The organism is Sphingopyxis sp. (assembly GCF_050725615.1).
Lineage (GTDB): Bacteria > Pseudomonadota > Alphaproteobacteria > Sphingomonadales > Sphingomonadaceae > Sphingopyxis.
In genome coordinates, this window is sequence record NZ_JBOHHU010000073.1 from 1 (window position 1) to 21,251 (window position 21,251).

The window sequence follows — 21,251 nt, forward strand, 5'->3', positions numbered from 1 at the left end:
GGTTTACGCTACTCTGGATTGCTTCGCTACGCTCGCAATGACGGTATTTCGGGTAGCGCGATCAGAACAATCGCGACCCGTTCGGCACCGCATGGTCGGGCGCGAACAGGATCACCGCGCCTTCCTCATCGGCGAAGCCCAGGGTCAGCACTTCGGACATATATTTGCCGATCTGGCGCGGCGGGAAGTTGACCACGGCGGCGACCTGCCGCCCGGGCAAATCGTCCAGCGCATAGCGGTCGACGATCTGCGCGCTGCTCTTCTTCATCCCGATCGCGGGGCCGAAGTCGATCTTCAGCTTGAAGGCGGGTTTGCGCGCCTCGGGGAAGGGTTCGGCCGCGACGATCGTGCCGATGCGGATATCGACCTTCAGGAAATCGTCGAAGGTGATTTCGGATGCCGTGCCCGCGTCCGCATCGTGATTGACGTGCATGCCAATATACTCCGTTCGCCCTGAGCCTATCGAAGGGCCGTTCTTCTCTTCGACTGCCGTAGAAGGAAGGACGGTGCTTCGACAAGCTCAGCACGAACGGATGTTGGATGTCTATTCCATCTCCAAAATCACCGCGTCGACCGCCAGGCTGTCGCCCTGCGCCGCGTTGACGGTCTTCACCGTACCGGTCTTTTCGGCGCGCAGGATATTCTCCATCTTCATCGCCTCGACCGTCGCGAGCGGCTGACCCGCCTCGACCTTGTCGCCCTCGCCCACATGCAGCGCGACGAGCAGCCCGGGCATCGGGCAGATGAGGAATTTCGACAGATCCGGCGGCACCTTTTCGATCATATGCGCGCTCAGCGGCGCGACATGCCAGGGCAGGACGCGGACATTGTGAATGCGCCCGCGCGTCGTCATGCGCCAGCCGGTGCGCGTCTTGGCGACCTTCACCGCCAGTTCGCTGTCGTCGATATCGGCGACGACCAGCTTGTCGCCCGGCGTATATTCGAGCGCGATATCGACCTTGTCGCCGTCGACCTTGATATGCTTTTCGCCGACCTTGACCTTGTGCGGGGTGCCGTCGATCGTCACCTGCCATTTGGCGGGCGGGTTCAGCCGGTCGCCGAGCTGGCCGTCGGTCCGCCGCGCGCGGTCGGCCTCGGCGCTGGCCATGAAGCCCGCGATCGCCGCCAGCGCGCGCGTCACATCGGCATCGGTGTCGGCGCCGTGGAAGCCCTCGGGATATTCCTCGGCAATGAAGCCGGTGGTCAGCTCGCCCGAGCGGAAGCGCGGATGCTGCATGATCGCGGACAGGAAGTCGATATTATGGCCGAGCCCTTCGAGTTCGAAGCGGTCGAGCGCCGCGACCTGCAGGTCGGCGGCCTCGTCGCGCGTCTCGCCCCAGGTGATCAGCTTGGCGATCATCGGGTCGTAGAAGATCGACACTTCGCCGCCTTCCTCGACCCCCGCATCGACGCGCACGCCGTCTTCGCCGCGCTCATCGCCCTCCCACGCCGGAACCGGGGTACGATAGCGCACGAGCCGTCCGGTCGAAGGCAGGAAACCGCGATAGGGATCCTCGGCATAAACGCGGTTCTCGATCGCCCAGCCGTCGAGCTTCACATCTTCCTGCTTCAATTCGAGCTTTTCGCCCGCCGCGACGCGGATCATCTGCTCGACCAGGTCGATACCGGTGATCGCCTCGGTCACCGGATGCTCGACCTGGAGCCGGGTGTTCATCTCGAGGAAGTAGAAGCTCTCGCCCGTCGGATCGGCGCCCGACACGATCAGCTCGACCGTGCCCGCGCTATAATAGCCGACCGCACGCGCCAGCGCGACGCACTGCTCGCCCATCGCCTGGCGCATTTTGGGCGTGACGAAGGGCGACGGCGCCTCTTCGACGACCTTCTGGTGGCGGCGCTGGATGCTGCACTCGCGCTCGTTGAGGTACAGCGTGTTGCCATGCTGATCGCCGAGGATCTGGATTTCGATGTGGCGCGGGTTCAGGATGAATTTCTCGATGAAGACGCGGTCGTCGCCGAAGCTGTTCAGCCCCTCGCGCTTGACGCTCTCGAACCCCTCGCGGACGTCCTGCTCGCTATAGGCGAGGCGCATGCCCTTGCCGCCGCCGCCCGCCGATGCCTTCATCATCACCGGATAGCCGATCTCGTCCGAGATGCGCACCGCATGTTCGGTATCCTCGATCTCGCCGACGAAGCCGGGGACGACGTTCACGCCGGCCTCCATCGCGAGCTTCTTCGACTCGATCTTGTCGCCCATCGCGGCGATCGCGTTCACCGGCGGGCCGATGAAGGCGATATTTTCCTTGGCAAGCGCCTCGGCAAAGCTGGTGCGCTCGGACAGGAAACCATAGCCCGGATGCACCGCCTCGGCGCCGGTTTCCTTGCACGCGGCGATGATCTTGTCGGCGATCAGATAGGATTCGGCCGCAGGCGACGCGCCGATGTGCACGGCTTCGTCGGCCATCTGCACAAAAGGCGCGCGCGCATCGGCGTCCGAATAGACGGCGACGGTCGCAATGCCCATGCGGCGCGCTGTCTTGATAACGCGACAGGCGATTTCGCCGCGATTGGCGATCAGGATTTTCTTGAACACTCTATTCTCCCCTCCCGCTTGCGGGAGGGGCCGGGGGAGGGCCTGTCCGCAAGGGAAATCGACGATATCTGGAGGGAACAAGCCCTCCCCTAACCCCTCCCGCGAGCGGGAGGGGGACGAAACTTCACCTCAAAATTCCTCGATCAATTCTTTCAACTCCGCCGTCCGCTCCCGCGTCAGCCGCGCCATGCAGCCGCTGTGCAGCATCGGCGCCATGCTCCCGCCGCGCGCGGCGAAGCTTTCGGACAGGCAGTGCTGGTCGCGATAGGTGATCCACGCCCGCTGCGCCGCGAGCAAAGTGTCATAATGCGTCGGCTGACTGTCGTAGCTGCGGTCGATGTCCTTGTCGCGCAGCTTCAGCGCCGCGACGGTCAGCTTGTACTGCGCGTTGAGCGCGGCGTCGGCGGCGTCATATTCCTTGCCCGCGCAATAGTTCATCTCGACCTGGTAGAGCGCGTTCCCGCAGTCGATCTCGGGCTCCTGCGCCGCGGCGGCGAGCAGCATCAACGACATCAGCATCATTCGCCCGTCTCCTTCGCCGCCGGCTCGGTCCGATAGATTTTCGACACCTGCCGCGCCCACAGGAGCATCAGCACCAGCGCGCCGATCCACAGCAGATTTTCGGCCCACAAAGGCGAGGCCGCGCCGCCCTCCGAGCCCAGCCGCACCCCCTGCATCCGGTTCGCGGTGTAGCCGCACGCACAGGACGCGGGCAGCAACAACAGCGACGCCATCAGGACAAGGAGCGGCTTGCGGGTCATTATTCCGCCGCTTCCATCCGCATCGGCTCTTCGCCTTCCATGGGCTTGAGCCCCAGCTTGGCGAACAGGGCGGCGTCAGCGCTGTCGCCGCGGTTGCCCGTGGTCAGCAATTTATCGCCGGTGAAGATGCTGTTCGCCCCCGCCATGAAGCAAAGCGCCTGCGTCGCCTCCGACATGCTCTCGCGCCCCGCCGACAGCCGGACCATGCTGCGCGGCATGGTGATGCGCGCGACCGCGACGGTGCGCACGAACTCGACATCGTCGATCTTGGCGAGCGGGGTGTCGGCGAGCATATCGCCCAGCACCGTGCCCTTCACCGGCACCAGCGCGTTGATCGGCACGCTGCCCGGATGCTCGGGCAAGGTCGCGAGGGTGTGGATGAAGCCGACCCGGTCGCTCCGCGTCTCGCCCATGCCGACGATGCCGCCCGAACAGACGTTGATCCCGGCGCTGCGCACCTCCTCCAGCGTGTTCAGCCGGTCCTCGAAGCTGCGCGTCGTGATGACATTGCCGTAATTCTCGGGGCTCGTGTCGATGTTGTGATTATAATAATCGAGCCCCGCGACCGCCAGCGTCTGCGCCTGCTCCTTGGTCAGCATCCCCAATGTCATGCAGGTTTCCATGCCCATCTGGCGCACGCCCTCGACCATCTCGACGATCGCGGGCATGTCGCGGTCCTTGGGGTTGCGCCAGGCGGCCCCCATGCAGAAACGCTTCGATCCCGAATCTTTCGCCTGCGCCGCCGCCTGCAGCACCGCGCGCACGTCCATCAGCTTGGTCGCCTTCAGCCCGGTGTCGGCCGACTTCGATTGCGAGCAATAGCCGCAATCCTCGACGCAGCCGCCGGTCTTGATGCTGAGCAGGGTGCACAGCTGGATCTCGCCGCGCGCATGGTGGCGGCGGTGGACGCCCTGCGCCTCCCACATCAGCTCGTCGAACGGCAGGTCGAACAGCTCGGCGATCTCGTCGCGCGTCCAGTCGGTGCGGGTTTCGGTGGTCATGCGGCTTCTCCAAGAGGGGGCATATTGTGGCCGAGCAGGCGCAGCACATCGGCGGCGCACTCCACGACGTTGGAGCCCGGGCCATAGATGCCCTGCACCCCGGCGTCGCGCAGATAGTCATAATCCTGCGGCGGGATGACGCCGCCCGCGATCACCTTGATGTCGGTGCGGCCCGCTTCGCGCAGCTTGCCGATCAGTTCGGGGATCAGCGTCTTGTGCCCGGCGGCGAGGCTCGACGCGCCGACGACGTCGACGCCACTGTCGAGCGCCAGCACGACGGTTTCCTCGGGGGTCTGGAACAAAGGCCCCGACACGACGTCGAAGCCCATGTCGCCGAACGCCGAGGCGATGATGTTCGCGCCGCGGTCATGCCCGTCCTGCCCCATCTTGGCGACGAGCAATTTCGGTTTGCGTCCCATGCGGCGTTCGACCGCCGCGACGCCGTCAAGCACCTGCTGCCAGCGCGCATCGCCCTCGTATGGCGCGGCATAGACGCCCTTCACCGGGGTCGGCTGGGTGCCGTAGCGGTCGAAGCTTTCCTCCATCGCCGAGCTGATTTCGCCGAGCGTCGCGCGCGCACGCGCAGCCTCGACCGCATGCGCGAGCAAATTGTTCTCGATCGACTGCTCGCCCGCTGCGGCATCGCGCAGCGCCTTCAGCGCCGCCTGGCACGCCGCCTCGTCGCGCTCCGCCTTGGTCTTGGCGATCCGCGCGATCTGGCCGTCGCGCACCTTGGCGTTATCGACCTCGAGCGTTTCGAGCAGGTCCTCGTCCTTCGGGCGATATTTGTTCACCCCGACGATGACATCGTCGCCGCGATCGACGCGCGCCTGCCGCGCCGCGGCGGCGGTCTCGATCATCGCCTTGGGCCAGCCCGCCGCGACCGCCTTCGCCATGCCGCCCTCGGACTGGACGCGGTCGATAATCTCCTGCGCCGCGTCGACGAGCTGCTGGGTCAGCGCCTCGACATAGTAACTTCCGCCCAGCGGATCGACGACCTTGGTCATCCCCGTCTCTTCCTGGATCACGATCTGGGTGTTGCGCGCGATGCGGGCAGAGAAGTCGGTCGGCAGCGCAATCGCCTCGTCGAGCGCGTTGGTGTGCAGCGACTGCGTGCCGCCGAGCATCGCCGCCATCGCCTCGATCGTCGTGCGCATGACGTTGTTGTACGGATCCTGCTCGGTCAGCGAGACGCCCGACGTCTGACAATGCGTGCGCAGCATCTTCGAGCGCTCGTCCTGCGCGCCCAAGGTGGTCATCGCGCGGTGCCACAGCACCCGCGCCGCGCGCAGCTTGGCGATTTCCATGAAGAAGTTCATGCCGATCGCGAAAAAGAAGCTCAGCCGCCCGGCGAACTTGTCGATGTCCAGCCCCGACGCCACGCCATATTTCACATATTCCATGCCGTCGGCGATGGTGAAGGCCAACTCCTGCACCTGCGTCGCGCCGGCTTCCTGCATATGATAGCCGGAGATCGAGATGCTGTTGAATTTGGGCATCTCTCGGCTGGTGTAGCCGAAGATGTCGCTGATGATCCGCATGCTCGGCTCGGGCGGGTAGATATAGGTGTTGCGGACCATGAACTCCTTGAGGATGTCGTTCTGGATGGTCCCGTCGAGCAATTTGCGCTCGACCCCCTGCTCCTCGCCCGCGACGATGAAGAAGGCGAGGATCGGGATCACCGCGCCATTCATCGTCATGCTGACCGACATCTGGTCGAGCGGGATGCCGTCGAACAGGATCTTCATATCCTCGACGCTGTCGATCGCGACGCCAGCCTTGCCGACATCGCCGGTGACGCGCGGATGGTCGCTGTCATAGCCGCGGTGGGTGGCGAGGTCGAAGGCGACGCTGAGGCCCTTCTGCCCCGCAGCGAGGTTGCGGCGATAGAAAGCGTTCGATTCCTCGGCGGTCGAAAAACCCGCATATTGCCGGATCGTCCACGGCCGCCCGGCATACATCGACGCGCGCACCCCGCGCGTGAAGGGCGCAAAACCGGGCAGGCCAGGCTCCACCGTCACGTCCTCGGCCGTATAGAGCGGCTTGACGTCGATCCCCTCGGCGGTGTGCCAGGTGAGGTCTTTGCCCTTCACTTCCTTGGTCGCGGCGGCAGCCCATTGGTCGAGGGTGGGTTTGTCGGTCATGGTCTTTGCTTTCAGGCCTGCGCGCTGGGCCGGGCCGACATGCGGTCGTGCCAGGCGCGCAGATGGATGAGGTCTTCGGGGAGCGGGATGCCGATGAAAGCGGCAAAATCGACGGCTGTGAGCAGCAGGATATCCGCCATGCTGAACGCCTCGCCAGCCAGCCAGGGCGATTGGCCAAGCGCGGCATCGCACATCGCAAAGGCGTCGAGCGCGCGCGGACGGTTGGTCTCGCCATAGTCGGGAAAGCGTTGGATCGGCAGCCGCGCAGTAAACGGATGGGTGTGCACCCAGACCTTGCCGATCGGCTCCATCAGCACCAGTTCGATGCGGCGTATCCACATTTCGATCGTGCCGACCTCGGCCGGCGTCGTGCCGAACAGCGGCGTATCGGGGTGCAGTGCTTCGAGATAGCGGCAGATCGCAACGCTCTCGGTCAGCACCGATCCGTCGTCGAGCTTCAGCGCCGGCGTCTGCCCCCGCGAATTGATCGCAAGATAGCCCGGCGCCTTATGCTCGCCCGCAACGATCGAGATTGTCTCGCTCGGCAGGTCGATGCCCTTCTCCGCCGCAAAGATGCGGACGCGACGCGGGTTGGGCGCTGGATTGGGGCTGTCGTAAAAGATCATCAATGATCGCCCTGCGGCGTCTCCATAATCTCGGTCAGCACCCCGCCCATATCCTTGGGGTGCAGGAAGAAAATCAGCGTCCCATGCGCGCCGATGCGCGGTTCCCCCAGCACGCGCTTGCCCAGCGCCTCGAACGCGGCCTTGGCGGCATGAATGTCGGGCACTTCGTAGCACATATGATGTTGCCCGCCCGCCGGGTTCTTCTCGAGGAAACCCGCGATCGAGGTGTTGCCGGGCAACGGCTCAACCAGCTCGATCTGCGTGCCGTTGAGCGCGCCATCGACGCCCGGCGTATCGACGAAACACACTTTCACCCCCTGCTCGGGCAGGTCGAACGGGTCGTGGATCTTCGTCGCGCCCATCACGTCGCGGTAAAAGACGATGCTGTCGGCGATCGACGGCGTCGCGACGCCGATATGGTTGAGGCGACCTAGTTTCACGGCTTGTCTCCGGCCTTGCAGGGAAATTTCTCACGATAGGCTTGCAGCATGACGAGCGCCGCCGGCAGATCGCCTTTTTCAGGATGCGCGCGCGCAAAATCGACAAAGGCCTGGACCAGGATGCGCCGTTCGGTGCCCCTCGGCTTGCAAAAAGCGGGATCCAGCCCGTTCGAGACCCAAATGACGTGCATCGCATCTTCCGCGCCCGTCAGATATCCGGCGCAGATAAAGGCATCGCCATTTGTCAGCCGTTCGGGCGATGCAATATCGCACCGGGGCAGCAAATCGTCGGCCGAATGCTGGACCGGCAATCGCACCTCGATATTGGTGCCATGAATCGTGAATTCCCGGTTCGCGCCGCTGCTGTCCTGAGCCAGAACGGCCGACGGCAAAACCGCGAGGCCGATCGCGATCAGGGCGGAAAGGCGACGACTCAATCTCGTCACGACGGCACCTTGCACGATCGCAGCAGCAGCGAGAAATAGCGAAAATCCTTGTCGGAAAAACCAAGGCTTTTGCCGTCGACGCTGAGGTCGCGGTTGGCGATCACAGCCGCATAGAGCGGATCGTCGGCGTTGGTGAAGCCATGGATGCGGCCATCGGTCAGCTTCGATTCGAAAACGCGCGTCGCGACCGCGCCCGAGGACAGCGTCACCGGATGATCGCTCTTTGCCGCGACCGACACGCGGACAAAACCGCCCTGCGCCGAGCAGGTGACATAGGTGTCGCTGGCGATGTGGCGCAGCCCGCCGGTCAGCGTCACCGGATCGCTGCCGCGTTCCCATTGGTCGGCGGCGTCCTGGGCCATCGTCGGAGACGCCAGCAGACATGCGATCGACGCAGCAAGGAATAGAGTGATTCTCATAACGCTCTTGCGATCCATCCCATGGTTATCGCGATCCCGATCGCGACGAACAGCAGCCCCAGAGCGGCGACCAATTGCGTCCCGCGATAGGCAAGCGAAAAGCCAAATGGATTTTCCTCGCGCCGAAGACGGAAACCAACGCCATTTTCGATGACACCCATTGCATTCCAGCGTCGTGCCGTCGTCCAGCAAGCGCTCGCGACGACCCAGGCGCCGACGGTCCAGAACATGGAGATAATGGCCCAAACCCAGTCCATGGCTCAGCACTCACAGCGGAATATTGTCATGCTTCTTCCACGGGTTTTCGAGCTGCTTGTTGCGCAGCTTGCGCAGCCCCAGCGCGATCCTTTTGCGCGTGTTGTGCGGGTGGATGACCTCGTCGATGTAGCCGCGCGACGCTGCGACGAACGGGTTGGCGAAGCGGTCCTCATATTCCTTCGTGCGTAGCGCGATTTTCTCTGGGTCGCCGATGTCGCTGCGGAAGATGATCTCGACCGCGCCCTTCGCGCCCATCACCGCGATCTCGGCGGTCGGCCAGGCATAGTTGAGGTCGCCGCGCAGATGCTTCGACGCCATCACGTCGTAGGCGCCGCCATAGGCCTTGCGCGTGATCACGGTAATCTTGGGCACCGTCGCCTCGGCATAGGCGAAGAGCAGCTTCGCGCCATGCTTGATGATGCCGTTATATTCCTGCGCCGTGCCGGGCAGGAAGCCCGGGACGTCGACGAAGGTGATGATCGGGATCTCGAACGCATCGCAGAAACGGACGAAACGCGCGGCCTTCTTCGACGAATTGATGTCGAGCACGCCCGCCAGCACCATCGGCTGGTTCGCGACAATGCCGATCGTGCGCCCCTCGATGCGCCCGAAGCCGCAGATGATATTGCCCGCGTGCGCCGGCTGCACCTCGAAGAAATCGCCCTCATCGACCGTTTTACGGATCAGCTCGTGCATGTCGTACGGCTGGTTCGCATTGGGCGGGATCAGCGTGTCGAGGCTCGGCTCGGCGCGGTCCCAAGGGTCGTCGGTGGGCCGCTCGGGCACGCCGCTGCGGTTGTTTTCGGGCAGATAATCGAAGAAATCGCGCGTCGCGAGTAGCGCTTCGATATCATTCTCGAACGCGATATCGGCGACCGAGCTCTTGGTCGTGTGGGTGATGGCGCCGCCCAGTTCCTCCTGCGTTACAACCTCGTTGGTCACCGTTTTGACAACATCGGGGCCCGTGACGAACATGTACGAGCTGTCCTTCACCATGAAGATGAAGTCGGTCATCGCGGGGCTGTAAACCGCGCCGCCCGCGCACGGGCCCATGATCAGGCTGATCTGCGGCACCACGCCCGACGCCAGCACGTTGCGCTGGAACACCTCGGCATAGCCGCCGAGCGACGCGACACCCTCCTGGATACGCGCGCCGCCGCTGTCGTTCAGGCCGATGACCGGCGCGCCGACCTTCATCGCATTGTCCATCACCTTCATGATCTTCTCGGCGTGGCGCTCGGACAGCGCGCCGCCGAAGACCGTGAAGTCCTGGCTGAACACATAGACGAGGCGGCCGTTGATCGTGCCGCTGCCGGTGACCACGCCGTCGCCCGGAATCTTCTGATTTTCCATGCCGAAATCGGTGCAATTATGCTCCACATAGGTATCGAGCTCTTCGAACGAGCCTTCGTCGAGCAGGACGTTCAGCCGTTCGCGCGCGGTCAGCTTGCCCTTGCTGTGCTGCGCATCGATACGCTTTTGCCCGCCCCCCAGAGCGGCGGCGGCGCGGCGGCGTTCCATTTCGGCGATATTGGCGGACATGCGTCTCTCCGGATAAATCGAATGTGCCGTCTGCGCGCGATGGGTCCGTGATGCAAATGCGAATTTGCAAAGTTGCAAAGTCCAACTTTGCAAAGTAGGCTCGGCCGGATGCTGCCAACCCGCCTCTACGCTGGGCGACAACTTCGCCAACTTCGGGAAAGTCGCGCGATCCGCCAGGCCGACTTCGCCGCGCAGCTCGGCATCTCCGCCTCTTACCTCAGCCAGATCGAGCATGACGACCGCCCGCTGACCCCGGCTTTGCTCGACCGCCTGCAACGCCTTTTCCCGCTCGAATGGGAGGAAGTCGCCGCCGACGCCGGCGACCGCCGCCAGGGCGCGCTGCGCGAAGCGGCCGCCGATCCGCTCTTCGCCGCCGCGCCCCTGCCCCCTGAGCAGCTCGAACGCGCCGCGCTCCAGCAACCGCAGCTCGCCGACCAGTTCGTCGCGCTCCACGCCGCCTATCGCCGCGCTGGGCAGCGGCTGCAAATCATCGACGAGGCGCTTACCGGCGGCACTGCCGAGGGCAGCCGCCTGCCATGGGAAGAGGTGCGCGACTGGTTCCACGACGCGGGAAACTACGTCGACAGCATCGACCGCGCCGCCGAAGTGCTCGCGGGCCAATTGCGCGGGCGCGCGCCCTCTCCCGCGATCGAGACGATCGAGCGGCGGCTGCGCGACGCGCTCGGCATCTCGATCGTCTATAACCAGACGCAGGCGCTGCGCGACTATGACGCGACGATGCGCCATCTGGTGATCGACCCGTCGCAGCCCGCCGAAAGCCGCCGCTTCCAGCTCGCACACCAGCTGGCCGCACTCGCGCTGGCCAACGAGATCGCGGCGGTGGTCGAGGCCAGCCCGCTGCGCACGGCAGCCGCGCGGCAATTGCTCCACGTCGGGCTGGCCAATTACGCCGCAGGCGCGGTGCTGATGCCCTACGCCCCGTTCCGCGCCAGCGCGCGCGCGGTGCGCCACGACATCGACAGGCTGCGCATGGATTATGGCGTGAGCTTCGAGCAGGCGTGTCATCGGCTCTCGACGCTCCAGCGCCCCGGCGCGCGCGGCATTCCGATGTTCTTCTGCCGCGTCGACATGGCGGGCAATATCACCAAGCGGCATTCAGCAACGCGGCTACAGTTCGCGCGCTTCGGCGGCGCCTGCCCCTTGTGGGTCGTCCATGAGGCGGCGGCGATCCCCGACCGCATATTGTTCCAGCTCGCCGAGACCCCCGATGGGCTGCGCTATGTGTCGATGGCGAAAGGGCTCGTAAAACCGTCGGGCAGCTACGCCCGCTCGCCGCGCCGCTACGCCGTCGCGCTCGGCTGCGAGGCGCAATATGCCGCCGACTTCGTCTATGCCGACGGGGTCGATGTCGCCGCGCCGCAGGCGGCGACACGGATCGGATCGTCGTGCCGCATCTGCCCGCGCGACGATTGCGACCAGCGCGCCTTCCCGCCGAGCGACCGCCCGATCCTCGTCGATCCCGACCGGCGCGACGTGGTGCCGTACCGCATCGGCTAGGCAGCGATCACCAGCTCTTCGTCGAGGAAATCGAGAAAGGCACGGATACGCGCTGCGGCGCGATCCTCGCGCGCGTAGAGCGCGTGGATGTCCTCGCCGTCGCCGGGGTGATAGTCGGCGAGCAGCTCGACGAGCCGACCCGCCGCGAGGTCGGCGGCGACATGGAAATGGCCATGCCGCGAAATCCCTCCGCCCGCGATCGCCATCTGGCGCACCAGCTCGCCCGAATTGCCGAAGAAGCTGCCGGGAACCGGGCGATGCACGATGCGCCCGCCGATGCGGAAGGGCCAGCTGTCGATCGAACGGCGGAAGCTGAAACGCAGGCAGTCGTGCGCGTCGAGATCCTCGGGCGTCTGCGGCGTCCCGCGCCGCGCGAGATAGGCGGGGCTGGCAACGAGCACCATGCGGCTATGCCCGAGCTTCTTCGCGCGCAGGCTGGTGTCGCGCAGCGGCCCGATGCGGATCGCGATGTCGGCGCGCTCCTCGACCAGGTCGACGATCGTGTCGGACAACGCGAGGTCAAGCACGATCTCAGGGTAACGAACGGTGAAACGCGGCAGGATCGGCAGCAGGGGCACGCCGATCGACGGCGAGGCGTTGACGCGGAGCAGTCCGCGCGGCCCCTGCTTCTCGCGCCCAAGCCCCTCCTCGACCGTCTCGATCTCGGCGAGCAGCACGCTCATCCGGTCGCGATAGGCACTGCCCTCGGCGGTCAGCGCGAGCGACCGCGTCGTGCGGCGGAAGAGAATCGCGCCGAGCCTCTGCTCGAGCCGTGCGATGCTGCGGCTGACCGCCGAGGGCGTGAGCCGCAGCGCCTTGGCCGCCGCGGCGAAGCTTCCCCCGCTCGCCACCGCCAGAAATGTCTCGATATCACCGAACCGGTTATCCATGATTCTGAATCACTTCTGAAATGAAGAGTGACATTCTAATCAACAATGGGCCGCCGCGCTATCTTCACTTCATCAAAGCCCTTCCATCCAAGGAGACCCATCATGGACCTGAAACTCAACGGCAAGACCGCCCTCGTCACCGGATCGACCGCCGGCATCGGCTTCGCCATCGCCAAGCGCCTCGCCGAGGCGGGCGTCGCGGTCGTCATCACGGGCCGCAACCAGACGAAGCTCGACGAAGCCGCCGCCGAACTGGCGCAGGCGGGTACGATCCGCGCCGTGCTCGCCGACCCCGCGACCGCCGAGGGCGCCGCGACCCTCATCGCCGCGGTTCCTACGGTCGACATCCTCGTCAACAATCTCGGCATCTACGAAGCCAAGCCCTTCGCCGAGATCAGCGACGCCGACTGGCACAACATCTTCGAGGTCAATGTCGTCAGCGGCGCGCGGCTGTCGCGCCATTATTTCCCCAAGATGATCGAGAAGAACTGGGGCCGCGTGATTTTCATCGCGAGCGAAAGCGGGCTGCTGCCCCCCGCCGAGATGATCCATTACGGCATGACCAAGACCGCGCAACTCACCATCGCACGCGGCCTCGCCGAGCAGACCAGGGGTAGCGGCGTCACGGTCAATTCGGTGCTGCCGGGGCCGACGCGTTCGGAAGGCATCGTCGATTTCATCCAGTCGGTGGTGTCGAACCCCGACGCGCCCGAAGCCGAGCGTGAAACGGCCTTTTTCGATGAACTGCGCCCGCTGTCGCTGATCCGCCGCCTGATCGACGCCGACGAGATCGGCGCGACGGTGGCCTTCCTCGCCAGTCCGCTGGCGGCGGCGACCAACGGCGCCGCGATCCGCGCCGAAGGCGGGATCGTGCCGACGATTGCGTGATAAACTCCCCTCCCGCTTGCGGGAGGGGTCGGGGGAGGGCGTGTCCAAAGACGCCTACCTTTGGAAGGAAACAGGCCCTCCCCTAACCCCTCCCATAAATGGGAGGGGGATTTTCAGACCTTCACAATCCCGCGCCCGATCAAATCATGCGCCGTCGCGAGGATCGCTTCCTCGGGCGGGCGCATGGTCCAACCGAGGCGCGCCATCGCGTGGCGGCTATCGCCGCCGCGGACATTGCCAAGCTCGGCGACCACTTGCTTGAGCTCCGGCCGAAAGATCGCCAGCGCCTTGAGCAGCCAGTCGGGCATCTTCTTCGTCGGCACCTTGCGCGCCTGTTCTTCCAGACTGGCCTTCAGGATGTTGGCGACGTCGATGAATTTCAGGAACGGCCCCGAGCAAACGAAGCGCTCGTCCCGGATACCCTCCACCGTCAGCGCGCGATAATGCATGTCAGCGACGTCGCGCACGTCGATGATGCCGAAACCGACGTCGGGACACATCGGCACCTTGCCTTCGAGCAACTGCTTCACCACCTCGATCGAGGTCGACAGATCGTCCGAGAGCAACGGCCCGAACACCGCCGCCGGATTGACCGACGCGAACTCCATATCGCCGCCCTCGGCCGCCACCCAGTCGCGCGCGGCGCGCTCGGCGACGGTCTTCGAGCGCGGATAGGGCATGACCTCCGGGTTATCGAGGTTGCTCCAGTCGGCTTCGCTGTAGATATCGCGGCCCTTGCCATGGCCATAAGCGACCGCCGCCATCGACGAGGTGAGGACGAAGCGCCGCACCCCGGCGGCACGCGCGAACCGCAGCGCCCGCAAGGCGCCTTCGCGCGCCGGGATCACGAGGTCGTCGGCATGTTTGGGGACGTCGAGCGGAAAGGGCGAGGCGACATGCGCGACATGCGAACAGCCCGTGATTGCTTCCGCCCAGCCCGTGTCATGCTCGAGGTCGGCGGCGAAGAAGCGCAGCTTGTCGTTGTCGACATCGAGCCAGCCGCGCACCTCGGCCTCGCGCTTCAGGCTGCGCACCGTCGTGTGGACGTGCCAGCCATTGTCGATCAGCTGCCGGATCAGGAAACCCGCGATATAACCGCTGCCCCCGGTGACCAATGCCGTTCCCGCCATGCGCCCCTCCATGCCTGTTCTGGCCGCGAAGGTAGCGCATTTGCGTTGCAGGCCGAAACCTTATTTCAGCAGCACCAGTTCCTCGGCCATGCTGGGGTGCAGCGCGACGGTGTTGTCGAAATCGGCCTTGGTCAGCCCCGCCTTCACCGCGATCGCCGCCGCCTGCAAAATCTCGGGCGCGTCGGGGCCGATCATGTGGAGGCCGACGACCTGGTCGGTCGCCGCGTTGACAATCATCTTGTACAGCGCGCGTTCGTTGCGGCCGGCGAGGACATTCTTCATCGCGCGAAAATCGCTGGTGTAGACGCGGATGCTGCCCAGCTTGTTGCGCGCCTCGGCCTCGGTCATGCCGACGGCGCCGATCGGCGGGTGGCTGAACACCGCGCTCGGGACATTCTGATAATCGACCAGGGTGGGCTTGCCGCCGAACATACTGTCGGCGAAGGCCTGCCCCTCGCGGATCGCCACCGGGGTCAGCTGGATGCGGTTGGTGACGTCGCCGACGGCATAGATGCTCGGCAACGACGACTGGTTGGTCTCGTCGACCTTGATCGCGCCATGGTCGTCGAGTTCGACTCCGGCCTCTTCGAGACCGATGCCCCTGGTGTTCGGCACGCGGCCCGCAGCGACAAGCACCGCATCGGCGACGATCGGCTCGCACCCCTCGAGCATCACGGTCAGCGTACCATCCTCATTCTTTTCGATCGACTGGAACGGCGCGTTGAACTTGAAGTCGATGCCCTTGGTCATCGAAATCTGCAGCAGCCGGTCGCGGATCTGCTCGTCATAGCCGCGCAGGATCGTGTCGCCGCGATTGACGATCGTCACCTTGCTGCCAAATTCATTGAAAATGCCCGCGAACTCGTTGGCGATATAGCCGCCGCCCGCAATCACGAAGCGCTTCGGCAGCGTTTCGAGGTGGAAGACCTCGTTCGAGGTGATGGCGTGTTCGCTGCCCGGAAATTCGGGGACATGCGGCCAGCCGCCGGTCGCCACCAAAATGCGTTCGGCGGTCAGCTCGGTGCCGTCGGCAAGCCGCACTTTCTGCGGGCCGGCGATCGTCGCGCGGGTCTTGAAGACCGTGACCTTGTGATTATCGAGCGTCTGGCCATAGAGGCCCTCGAGCCGCGTGACCTCGGCCTGGACATTGTCGCGCAGCCGGTTCCAGTCGAACTTGCAGTCGGGAACATCCCAGCCGAAATGGCGCGCGTCCTTCAGATCCTCGGCGAAATGGGCGCCGTAGACGAGCAATTTCTTGGGCACGCAGCCACGGATGACGCAGGTGCCGCCGACGCGATAATCTTCGGCCACCGCCACCCGCGCGCCGTGCGACGCGGCGATGCGCGACGCGCGCACCCCGCCCGACCCGGCACCGATGACGAAAAGATCATAGTCGAAATTGCTCATCGCGAAGCCCCTGAAACATGTCGGCTGCTGTTCGCAGCGAGCGCCTATGTGGTTACGCCGGCGCAGCTTGCCAATCGATTTTTGCCGTCAGAGTCAGTGGTTCGCCCTCATTCGCCCAGCGCCGCCTGCATCAGCGCCTGCGTCGCCGCGTCGAACACGATCGTGCCTTCGGACAGGCCCTTGGCCATTTGCTTGCCCAGCTCGACCCCGAACTGATCGAAGGGATTGATGCCGAGCAGCACCGCATTGGCGAAGACGCGATGCTCGTAAAAGGCGATCAGCGCGCCAAGGCTGCGCGGCGTCACCTGGTCGAGCAGGATCGTCGCCGAGGGCCGGTCGCCCGGATAATTGCGCGCGCCGTCCGCGCTCGTCCGTCCGGTCATCAGCGCCGCGCCCTGCGCGATACAATTGGCGACGAGCGTTTCGTGATGCGCCTCGTCGAGCAGATGGTCGGGCTCGCGCGCGACGACGAACTCAACCGGAACGAGATGGGTGCCCTGATGGAGCAGCTGGAACACCGCATGTTGCGCATCGGTGCCGACCCCGCCCCAGGTGATCACCGCACTCTCCCGCCCGAGCGGCTGGCCATCCAGCGTCACCGCCTTACCGTTCGATTCCATTTCGAGCTGCTGGAGATAGGAGGGCAGCAGCCGCAGCCGTTCGTCATAGGCGAACACCGCGCGCGTCTGGCAATCGAGGCGGTTGGCATAGATCTGGTCGGCAAAGGCCGCGAGCAGGCAGACATTGTCGGCGCCGTCGCACAGCCGGAAATGGCGGTCCATTTCGGCCGCGCCCTCGAGCATGTCGGCGAAGGCGTCCCAGCCGAGCGCGAGCGCGGCGGGAAAACCGATCGACGACCAGAGCGAATAGCGCCCGCCCACCGTCTCGCTGAACGGCAGGATGCGCGTTTCGTCGACGCCCCATTCGATCGCGCGTTCGGGCATCGCGGTCAGCGCGATGACGCGGCCGATGGGGTCGACGACCCCCGCCTCCTCCATCCATTGCAGCGCCGAGGCGGCGTTGAGCAAGGTTTCGGTCGTGGTGAAGGTCTTCGACGCCACCGCGATCAGCGTACAGGCGGGGTCGAATTTGGCGAAGGCTTCGTCGAGCGCGGCGCCATCGACGTTCGAGACGACCGCGACGTCATAGCGCGACCCGCCCCGCCCGAGCGCATCGACGAGCAGGTCGGGACCGAGCGCCGATCCGCCGATGCCGATATGGAGGAGGTGGCGGATCTCGCCGAAAGCGCCGGCCTCGATCGCGTCGATCAGCATCCGCATCCGCTGGTGCAGCGCCTGTGCGCGATGGACCGATTCAGGAGCGCCATCGCCGCGTTCGGCGCTATGTTCGGCGGCGCGATCCTCGGTCGGGTTGGCGATGCCGCCCGCGAACAGCGTCTTGCGGCGCCCGGCGAAATCCTGCGCGCTGGCGAGGTCGGAGAGGATCGCGATCGCCGCGTCGTCGAGATGGGTCTTGGCGAAATCGAAACGGATGTCGGCGACGCTCGAAACCAGCCGGTCGAGGCGCGCAGCCGGGTCGGCGGCGACAAGATCGGTCAGCCGCTGCGGCTGCCAGTCGGCGAGCGCCTGCCAGGCTTGGTCGGCTGTCGTCATGAATCGGCTTCCTTATGCTGTCCGGAGGCCATTTCCATAGGTCTGCCGCGCCGCACGCGCCAGTGCGATCCGCCGATATTTGCTTGCGCGAAGACCTATTCATCGCCAAATGCCGCGCCATGACCGAAGCCAGCCTTTCCGCCGATACGCCGCCCGCAGCCGGCCCGGCGACCCCCGCCCCTGCCCCCGCCCCGATGACGGCCAAGGAAGAGGCGATCGACACCGTCCGCTTTCTGGCGTGGCTGGCGATCGCGGTGTTGATTTTCCGCAGCTTTTTCCTGTCGCCGTTCAATATTCCGTCGGAATCGATGCAGCCGCGATTGCTGATCGGCGACTATCTGCTCGTCAACAAAATGGCCTATGGCTATTCGAAATACAGCCTGCCGTTCAGCGTGCCGCTGATCCCCGGCCATATTCTGGCCAAGACCCCCGAACGCGGCGACGTCGTCGTGTTCAAGGCGCCGCCGCTGAACAGGGACGACTGGATCAAGCGCGTGATCGGCCTTCCCGGCGACACGGTGCAGGTGATCGACGGCATCGTTTGGCTGAACGGCAAGGCGCTGCCGCGCGAAAAAATGGCCGACTTCGTCATTCCGGTGACCGACAACATGCTCGAAGCCGCGCGCAACGAACTGCGCGGCCGCGGCCTGCCGGTGCCCAGCGACGACAGCCTGCTCAACACCTGTTACGACGCGCAGTTCGAGATCAAGGCTCCCGATGGCACCCGCCAGTGCCGCTTCCCGCGTTTCAAGGAAACGCTGCCCAACGGCAAAAGCTATGCCGTGCTCGATATCGTCGATCTGCCGGTCGACAACACCACGCTTTATGTCGTGCCCGAGGGCAAGGTCTTCCTGATGGGCGACAATCGCGACCGCAGCGCCGATAGCCGCGTGCCGATGATCGAAGGCGGGCTTGGCGGCGGCGTGCCGCAGGAAAATCTCGTCGGCAAGGCGCTGGTCGGCATGTTCTCAACCGACGGATCGGCGAGCTGGCTCAACCCGATCAGCTGGTTCCGCGCGGCGCGCTGGGACCGCATCGGGGATGGCTTTTGACCGGCGGCGTCTCCGCCGAAACGATCGCAGCCCTCACCGGCGCCACGCCGCGCGACATCGCCCTGTACCATGAGGCGCTGACCCATGGCAGCAGCGGCGCCGCCGATTATCAGCGGCTGGAGTTTCTCGGCGACCGCGTGCTCGGGCTGGTGATCGCGTCGGAACTTTTCCGCCGCTTTCCCAAGGCGAGCGAGGGCGAAATGTCGTCGCGGCTCCACGTCCTGGCGTCGGGCGAGACCTGCGCCCGGATCGCCCAGGGGCTCGACCTCAACGCGCATGTCCGTTTCGGCACCCAGGCGATCGGCGACGGCGGGCGCCATAGCGACAATATCGCCGCCGACGTGCTGGAGGCGCTGATCGGCGCGCTGTGGCTCGACCTCGGCGACGAGCCCGCGCGCGCCTTCATCGTCCGCCATTGGGGCGCGATGATCGACGGGCAGGTCGCGGCGCCCAAGCACCCCAAGGCGGCGCTGCAGGAATGGGCCGCCGCCAAGGGTCGCAAGCCCCCCGAATATCGCCTGATCCGTCGCGACGGCCCTGACCATGCTCCGCGCTTCCGCGTCGGGGTGGCGGTCGGCAAGCTCGCCGAAGCCGAGGGTGAAGGCGCATCGAAACAGGCGGCCGAAAAAGCCGCGGCGATCGCGATGCTCGCGATCCTGGAAGGATATAAGGAATGACCCATCGTTGCGGTTTTGTCGCCGTCGTCGGCGCGCCGAATGCGGGCAAATCGACCATCGTCAACGCGCTCGTCGGCCAGAAGGTCGCGATCGTCAGCCCCAAGGCGCAGACGACGCGCACCCGGCTGATGGGCGTCGCGATGGACGGCGAGACGCAGATCGTGCTGATCGACACCCCCGGCATCTTTGCCCCCACCCGCCGGCTCGACCGCGCGATGGTCGCCGCCGCGTGGAACAGCCTCGACCAGGCCGAGGCGATCCTGGTGATGATCGACGCCGCCGCAAAGCTCGGTGAGCGCGCCGAGCGCGTGTTGCAGGGGATCGAGGGGCGACCCGAGAAGAAATTCCTGGTCCTCAACAAGGTCGACCTCACCAAGAAGGACAAGCTGCTGACGATCGCGACCCAGCTCAACGAGCGCGTTGCGTTCGACGAAACCTTCTTCATCTCGGCGAGCACCGGCGACGGGGTTCCCGAACTCAAGGCGACGCTGGCGGCGCTGATGCCCGAGGGGCCCTGGCATTTCCCCGAGGACGAGGTCAGCGACGCGCCCGAACGGATGCTCGCCGCCGAAATCACCCGCGAGCAACTCTATCGCCAGCTCCACGAGGAGCTGCCGTACCAGTCGACCGTCGAAACCGAGAAGTTCACGACGCGCAAGGACGGCAGCGCCGAAATCCACCAGCAGATCCTGGTCGCACGCGACAACCAGCGCGCGATCATCCTCGGCCACAAGGGCGAGCGGATCAAGGAAATCGGCAGCAAGGCCCGCGCCGAGCTGACCGAATTGCTCGGCCGCAAGGTCCATCTGTTCCTGCATGTGAAGGTCAAGGCGAACTGGGACGAGGACCGGGGCGTGTACCGCGACATGGGGCTCGATTGGGTCGATTAGGGCGTGTCATGCCAGGCGACTTTTCGCTACATGGGTCGTAACCATTTCGACCAGGGGGAAAAATCTTGCACCGGCCGCCATCGATCATTCTGTTTGAACGTCTGTTATGGACGTCTTTCGCGATCAGCGTCGTAACCACCTATTTGGCATGGAACGACATGATGGCCGAAATCGAGCACGGAGCGGCCGGGATGCGGTCATCGACAGCGATCGGCATAACCATGTTCATCTTTGCCGTCACCTTGGCCATTTTGGCCGCGCTCTGGTACGCCATCGCGCGGCGCGGCAGCAATGTCGCGAAGTGGATCTATGTCGTGCTGGTCGCGCTCGGCACGCTGCAAACGATCGCCTCGCTCTTCGAACCCAACAGCCTGAGCACAATGTGGCTGGGCGCGACATTGCTGGTCACCGCGCTGTCGGTCGGCTCGGCGGCCGTGCTGTTCCGCTCCGATGCGGTCGCCTGGCTGGCCGGCAAGGGACCGGTCGACCCGGGCGTGTTCAACTAGCGCGATGGCGCGGCGCTAAATTCGTCGGCAATCGTCGGGCGGCGGCTGGCCATCGAACCGCGCGCCGATCCACGCCAATGTTTCGGTGACGCTGTCCTTCGCGCTGGCGCCATGATCGGTGCCGCGCATCTCGACATAGCGGACCTTGGTGCGCTGGCGGCAGACGGCCTGCGCGAAGCGGCGCGTGACGGCCGGCGCGACGATGACATCCTTGTCGCCCTGCGCGATGAGCAGCGGCCCCGGAACGCGCGCGGGGTCGACGCTGTTGCTGCGCGCCCACGATCCCCAGGGTTCGATCGTCGCGATATCCTTGGTCTTTGTCGCGCGGGCGATCGTCACAATGCCCAGGATCGTGCCGAGCTTCGGCTTCTTGTCCAGACTGACGCAATTATTCTGCGCCAGCCGGTGGATGATGCCCTGGTTCGTGCGATTGGCGATCGCGTCGAGCGAAAAGCCATAGAGTTCGGACCAGCTGTGCAGGGCGAAGGACAA

General features: G+C 65.2%; 23 protein-coding genes. 6 read left to right on the forward strand and 17 right to left on the reverse strand.

Annotated features, from left to right (window positions below; translation table 11 throughout):
• Positions 1–61 precede the first annotated feature (61 nt).
• From ACREB7_RS15600 to ACREB7_RS15655, 12 genes are all read right to left on the reverse strand, one after another.
• On the reverse strand, positions 62–433 hold the full coding sequence (locus tag ACREB7_RS15600) for a tRNA-binding protein (protein ID WP_431593195.1): 372 nt from the start codon (positions 431–433) through the stop codon (positions 62–64).
• 111 nt (positions 434–544) lie between these two features.
• Positions 545–2,551, reverse strand: coding sequence for a biotin carboxylase N-terminal domain-containing protein (locus ACREB7_RS15605; protein ID WP_431593196.1), 2,007 nt, complete (start codon positions 2,549–2,551; stop codon positions 545–547).
• A 129-nt stretch (positions 2,552–2,680) separates the two neighbouring features.
• Positions 2,681–3,073 (reverse strand): lysozyme inhibitor LprI family protein, encoded by a 393-nt coding sequence (locus ACREB7_RS15610; RefSeq protein WP_431593197.1) that lies wholly within the window; start codon positions 3,071–3,073, stop codon positions 2,681–2,683.
• Entirely contained in the window at positions 3,070–3,312 is a 243-nt protein-coding gene (locus ACREB7_RS15615) for a hypothetical protein (protein ID WP_431593198.1), read from the reverse strand. The genes ACREB7_RS15610 and ACREB7_RS15615 overlap by 4 nt, the downstream gene beginning before the upstream one ends.
• Positions 3,312–4,313, reverse strand: a complete 1,002-nt coding sequence (gene bioB / locus ACREB7_RS15620; RefSeq protein WP_431593199.1) for a biotin synthase BioB — start codon at positions 4,311–4,313, stop codon at positions 3,312–3,314. Before bioB ends, ACREB7_RS15615 begins: the two co-directional genes overlap by 1 nt.
• Entirely contained in the window at positions 4,310–6,457 is a 2,148-nt protein-coding gene (gene scpA / locus ACREB7_RS15625) for a methylmalonyl-CoA mutase (protein WP_431593200.1), read from the reverse strand. Before scpA ends, bioB begins: the two co-directional genes overlap by 4 nt.
• An 11-nt stretch (positions 6,458–6,468) precedes the next feature.
• Positions 6,469–7,083, reverse strand: a complete 615-nt coding sequence (locus ACREB7_RS15630; RefSeq protein WP_431593201.1) for a glutathione S-transferase family protein — start codon at positions 7,081–7,083, stop codon at positions 6,469–6,471.
• Complete coding sequence (gene mce, locus ACREB7_RS15635) at positions 7,083–7,523, reverse strand: methylmalonyl-CoA epimerase (protein WP_431593202.1); 441 nt, start codon at positions 7,521–7,523, stop codon at positions 7,083–7,085. Before mce ends, ACREB7_RS15630 begins: the two co-directional genes overlap by 1 nt.
• Positions 7,520–7,969: a Rap1a/Tai family immunity protein gene (locus tag ACREB7_RS15640; protein WP_431593203.1), complete on the reverse strand. Its 450-nt coding sequence runs from the start codon at positions 7,967–7,969 to the stop codon at positions 7,520–7,522. The genes mce and ACREB7_RS15640 overlap by 4 nt, the downstream gene beginning before the upstream one ends.
• Entirely contained in the window at positions 7,966–8,331 is a 366-nt protein-coding gene (locus tag ACREB7_RS15645) for a hypothetical protein (protein ID WP_431593204.1), read from the reverse strand. The genes ACREB7_RS15640 and ACREB7_RS15645 overlap by 4 nt, the downstream gene beginning before the upstream one ends.
• Positions 8,332–8,384: 53 nt before the next feature.
• Positions 8,385–8,645 (reverse strand): hypothetical protein, encoded by a 261-nt coding sequence (locus ACREB7_RS15650; protein ID WP_431593205.1) that lies wholly within the window; start codon positions 8,643–8,645, stop codon positions 8,385–8,387.
• Positions 8,646–8,655: 10 nt separating this feature from the next.
• Entirely contained in the window at positions 8,656–10,188 is a 1,533-nt protein-coding gene (locus ACREB7_RS15655; protein ID WP_431593206.1) for an acyl-CoA carboxylase subunit beta, read from the reverse strand.
• Positions 10,189–10,296: 108 nt separating this feature from the next.
• Here ACREB7_RS15655 and ACREB7_RS15660 point away from each other — a divergent pair, with 108 nt between their 5' ends.
• Positions 10,297–11,706, forward strand: coding sequence for a helix-turn-helix domain-containing protein (locus tag ACREB7_RS15660; protein ID WP_431593207.1), 1,410 nt, complete (start codon positions 10,297–10,299; stop codon positions 11,704–11,706).
• Here the strand turns inward: ACREB7_RS15660 and ACREB7_RS15665 are convergent.
• Positions 11,703–12,596 carry a LysR family transcriptional regulator gene (locus tag ACREB7_RS15665; protein ID WP_431593208.1) on the reverse strand — a complete coding sequence of 298 codons (894 nt, stop codon included), beginning with the start codon at positions 12,594–12,596 and terminating at the stop codon, positions 11,703–11,705. The genes ACREB7_RS15660 and ACREB7_RS15665 overlap by 4 nt on opposite strands.
• Positions 12,597–12,698: 102 nt before the next feature.
• Between ACREB7_RS15665 and ACREB7_RS15670 the strand changes: the two genes are divergently transcribed.
• Positions 12,699–13,484: an SDR family NAD(P)-dependent oxidoreductase gene (locus ACREB7_RS15670; protein ID WP_431593209.1), complete on the forward strand. Its 786-nt coding sequence runs from the start codon at positions 12,699–12,701 to the stop codon at positions 13,482–13,484.
• A 113-nt stretch (positions 13,485–13,597) separates the two neighbouring features.
• Here ACREB7_RS15670 and ACREB7_RS15675 read toward each other — a convergent pair whose 3' ends face one another.
• From ACREB7_RS15675 to pgi, 3 genes are all read right to left on the reverse strand, one after another.
• On the reverse strand, positions 13,598–14,614 hold the full coding sequence (locus ACREB7_RS15675; RefSeq protein ID WP_431593210.1) for an NAD-dependent epimerase/dehydratase family protein: 1,017 nt from the start codon (positions 14,612–14,614) through the stop codon (positions 13,598–13,600).
• Between the two features lie 60 nt (positions 14,615–14,674).
• The gene (gor, locus tag ACREB7_RS15680) at positions 14,675–16,021 is read right to left on the reverse strand and encodes a glutathione-disulfide reductase (RefSeq protein WP_431593211.1); all 1,347 of its coding nucleotides are present in this window, start codon (positions 16,019–16,021) and stop codon (positions 14,675–14,677) included.
• Between the two features lie 107 nt (positions 16,022–16,128).
• Positions 16,129–17,634: a glucose-6-phosphate isomerase gene (gene pgi / locus ACREB7_RS15685; RefSeq protein ID WP_431593212.1), complete on the reverse strand. Its 1,506-nt coding sequence runs from the start codon at positions 17,632–17,634 to the stop codon at positions 16,129–16,131.
• A 194-nt stretch (positions 17,635–17,828) separates the two neighbouring features.
• Between pgi and lepB the strand changes: the two genes are divergently transcribed.
• From lepB to ACREB7_RS15705, 4 genes are all read left to right on the forward strand, one after another.
• On the forward strand, positions 17,829–18,686 hold the full coding sequence (gene lepB / locus ACREB7_RS15690) for a signal peptidase I (RefSeq protein WP_431593217.1): 858 nt from the start codon (positions 17,829–17,831) through the stop codon (positions 18,684–18,686).
• Entirely contained in the window at positions 18,683–19,363 is a 681-nt protein-coding gene (gene rnc / locus ACREB7_RS15695; protein WP_431593213.1) for a ribonuclease III, read from the forward strand. Before lepB ends, rnc begins: the two co-directional genes overlap by 4 nt.
• Positions 19,360–20,253 (forward strand): GTPase Era, encoded by an 894-nt coding sequence (gene era, locus ACREB7_RS15700; RefSeq protein ID WP_431593214.1) that lies wholly within the window; start codon positions 19,360–19,362, stop codon positions 20,251–20,253. The genes rnc and era overlap by 4 nt, the downstream gene beginning before the upstream one ends.
• Positions 20,254–20,318: 65 nt before the next feature.
• The gene (locus tag ACREB7_RS15705) at positions 20,319–20,759 is read left to right on the forward strand and encodes a hypothetical protein (protein ID WP_431593215.1); all 441 of its coding nucleotides are present in this window, start codon (positions 20,319–20,321) and stop codon (positions 20,757–20,759) included.
• Between the two features lie 15 nt (positions 20,760–20,774).
• On the opposite strand, the gene ACREB7_RS15710 is transcribed toward ACREB7_RS15705, so the two are convergent.
• The coding region (locus ACREB7_RS15710) for an alpha/beta hydrolase family protein (RefSeq protein WP_431593216.1) at positions 20,775–21,251 on the reverse strand (477 nt) is incomplete at its 5' end.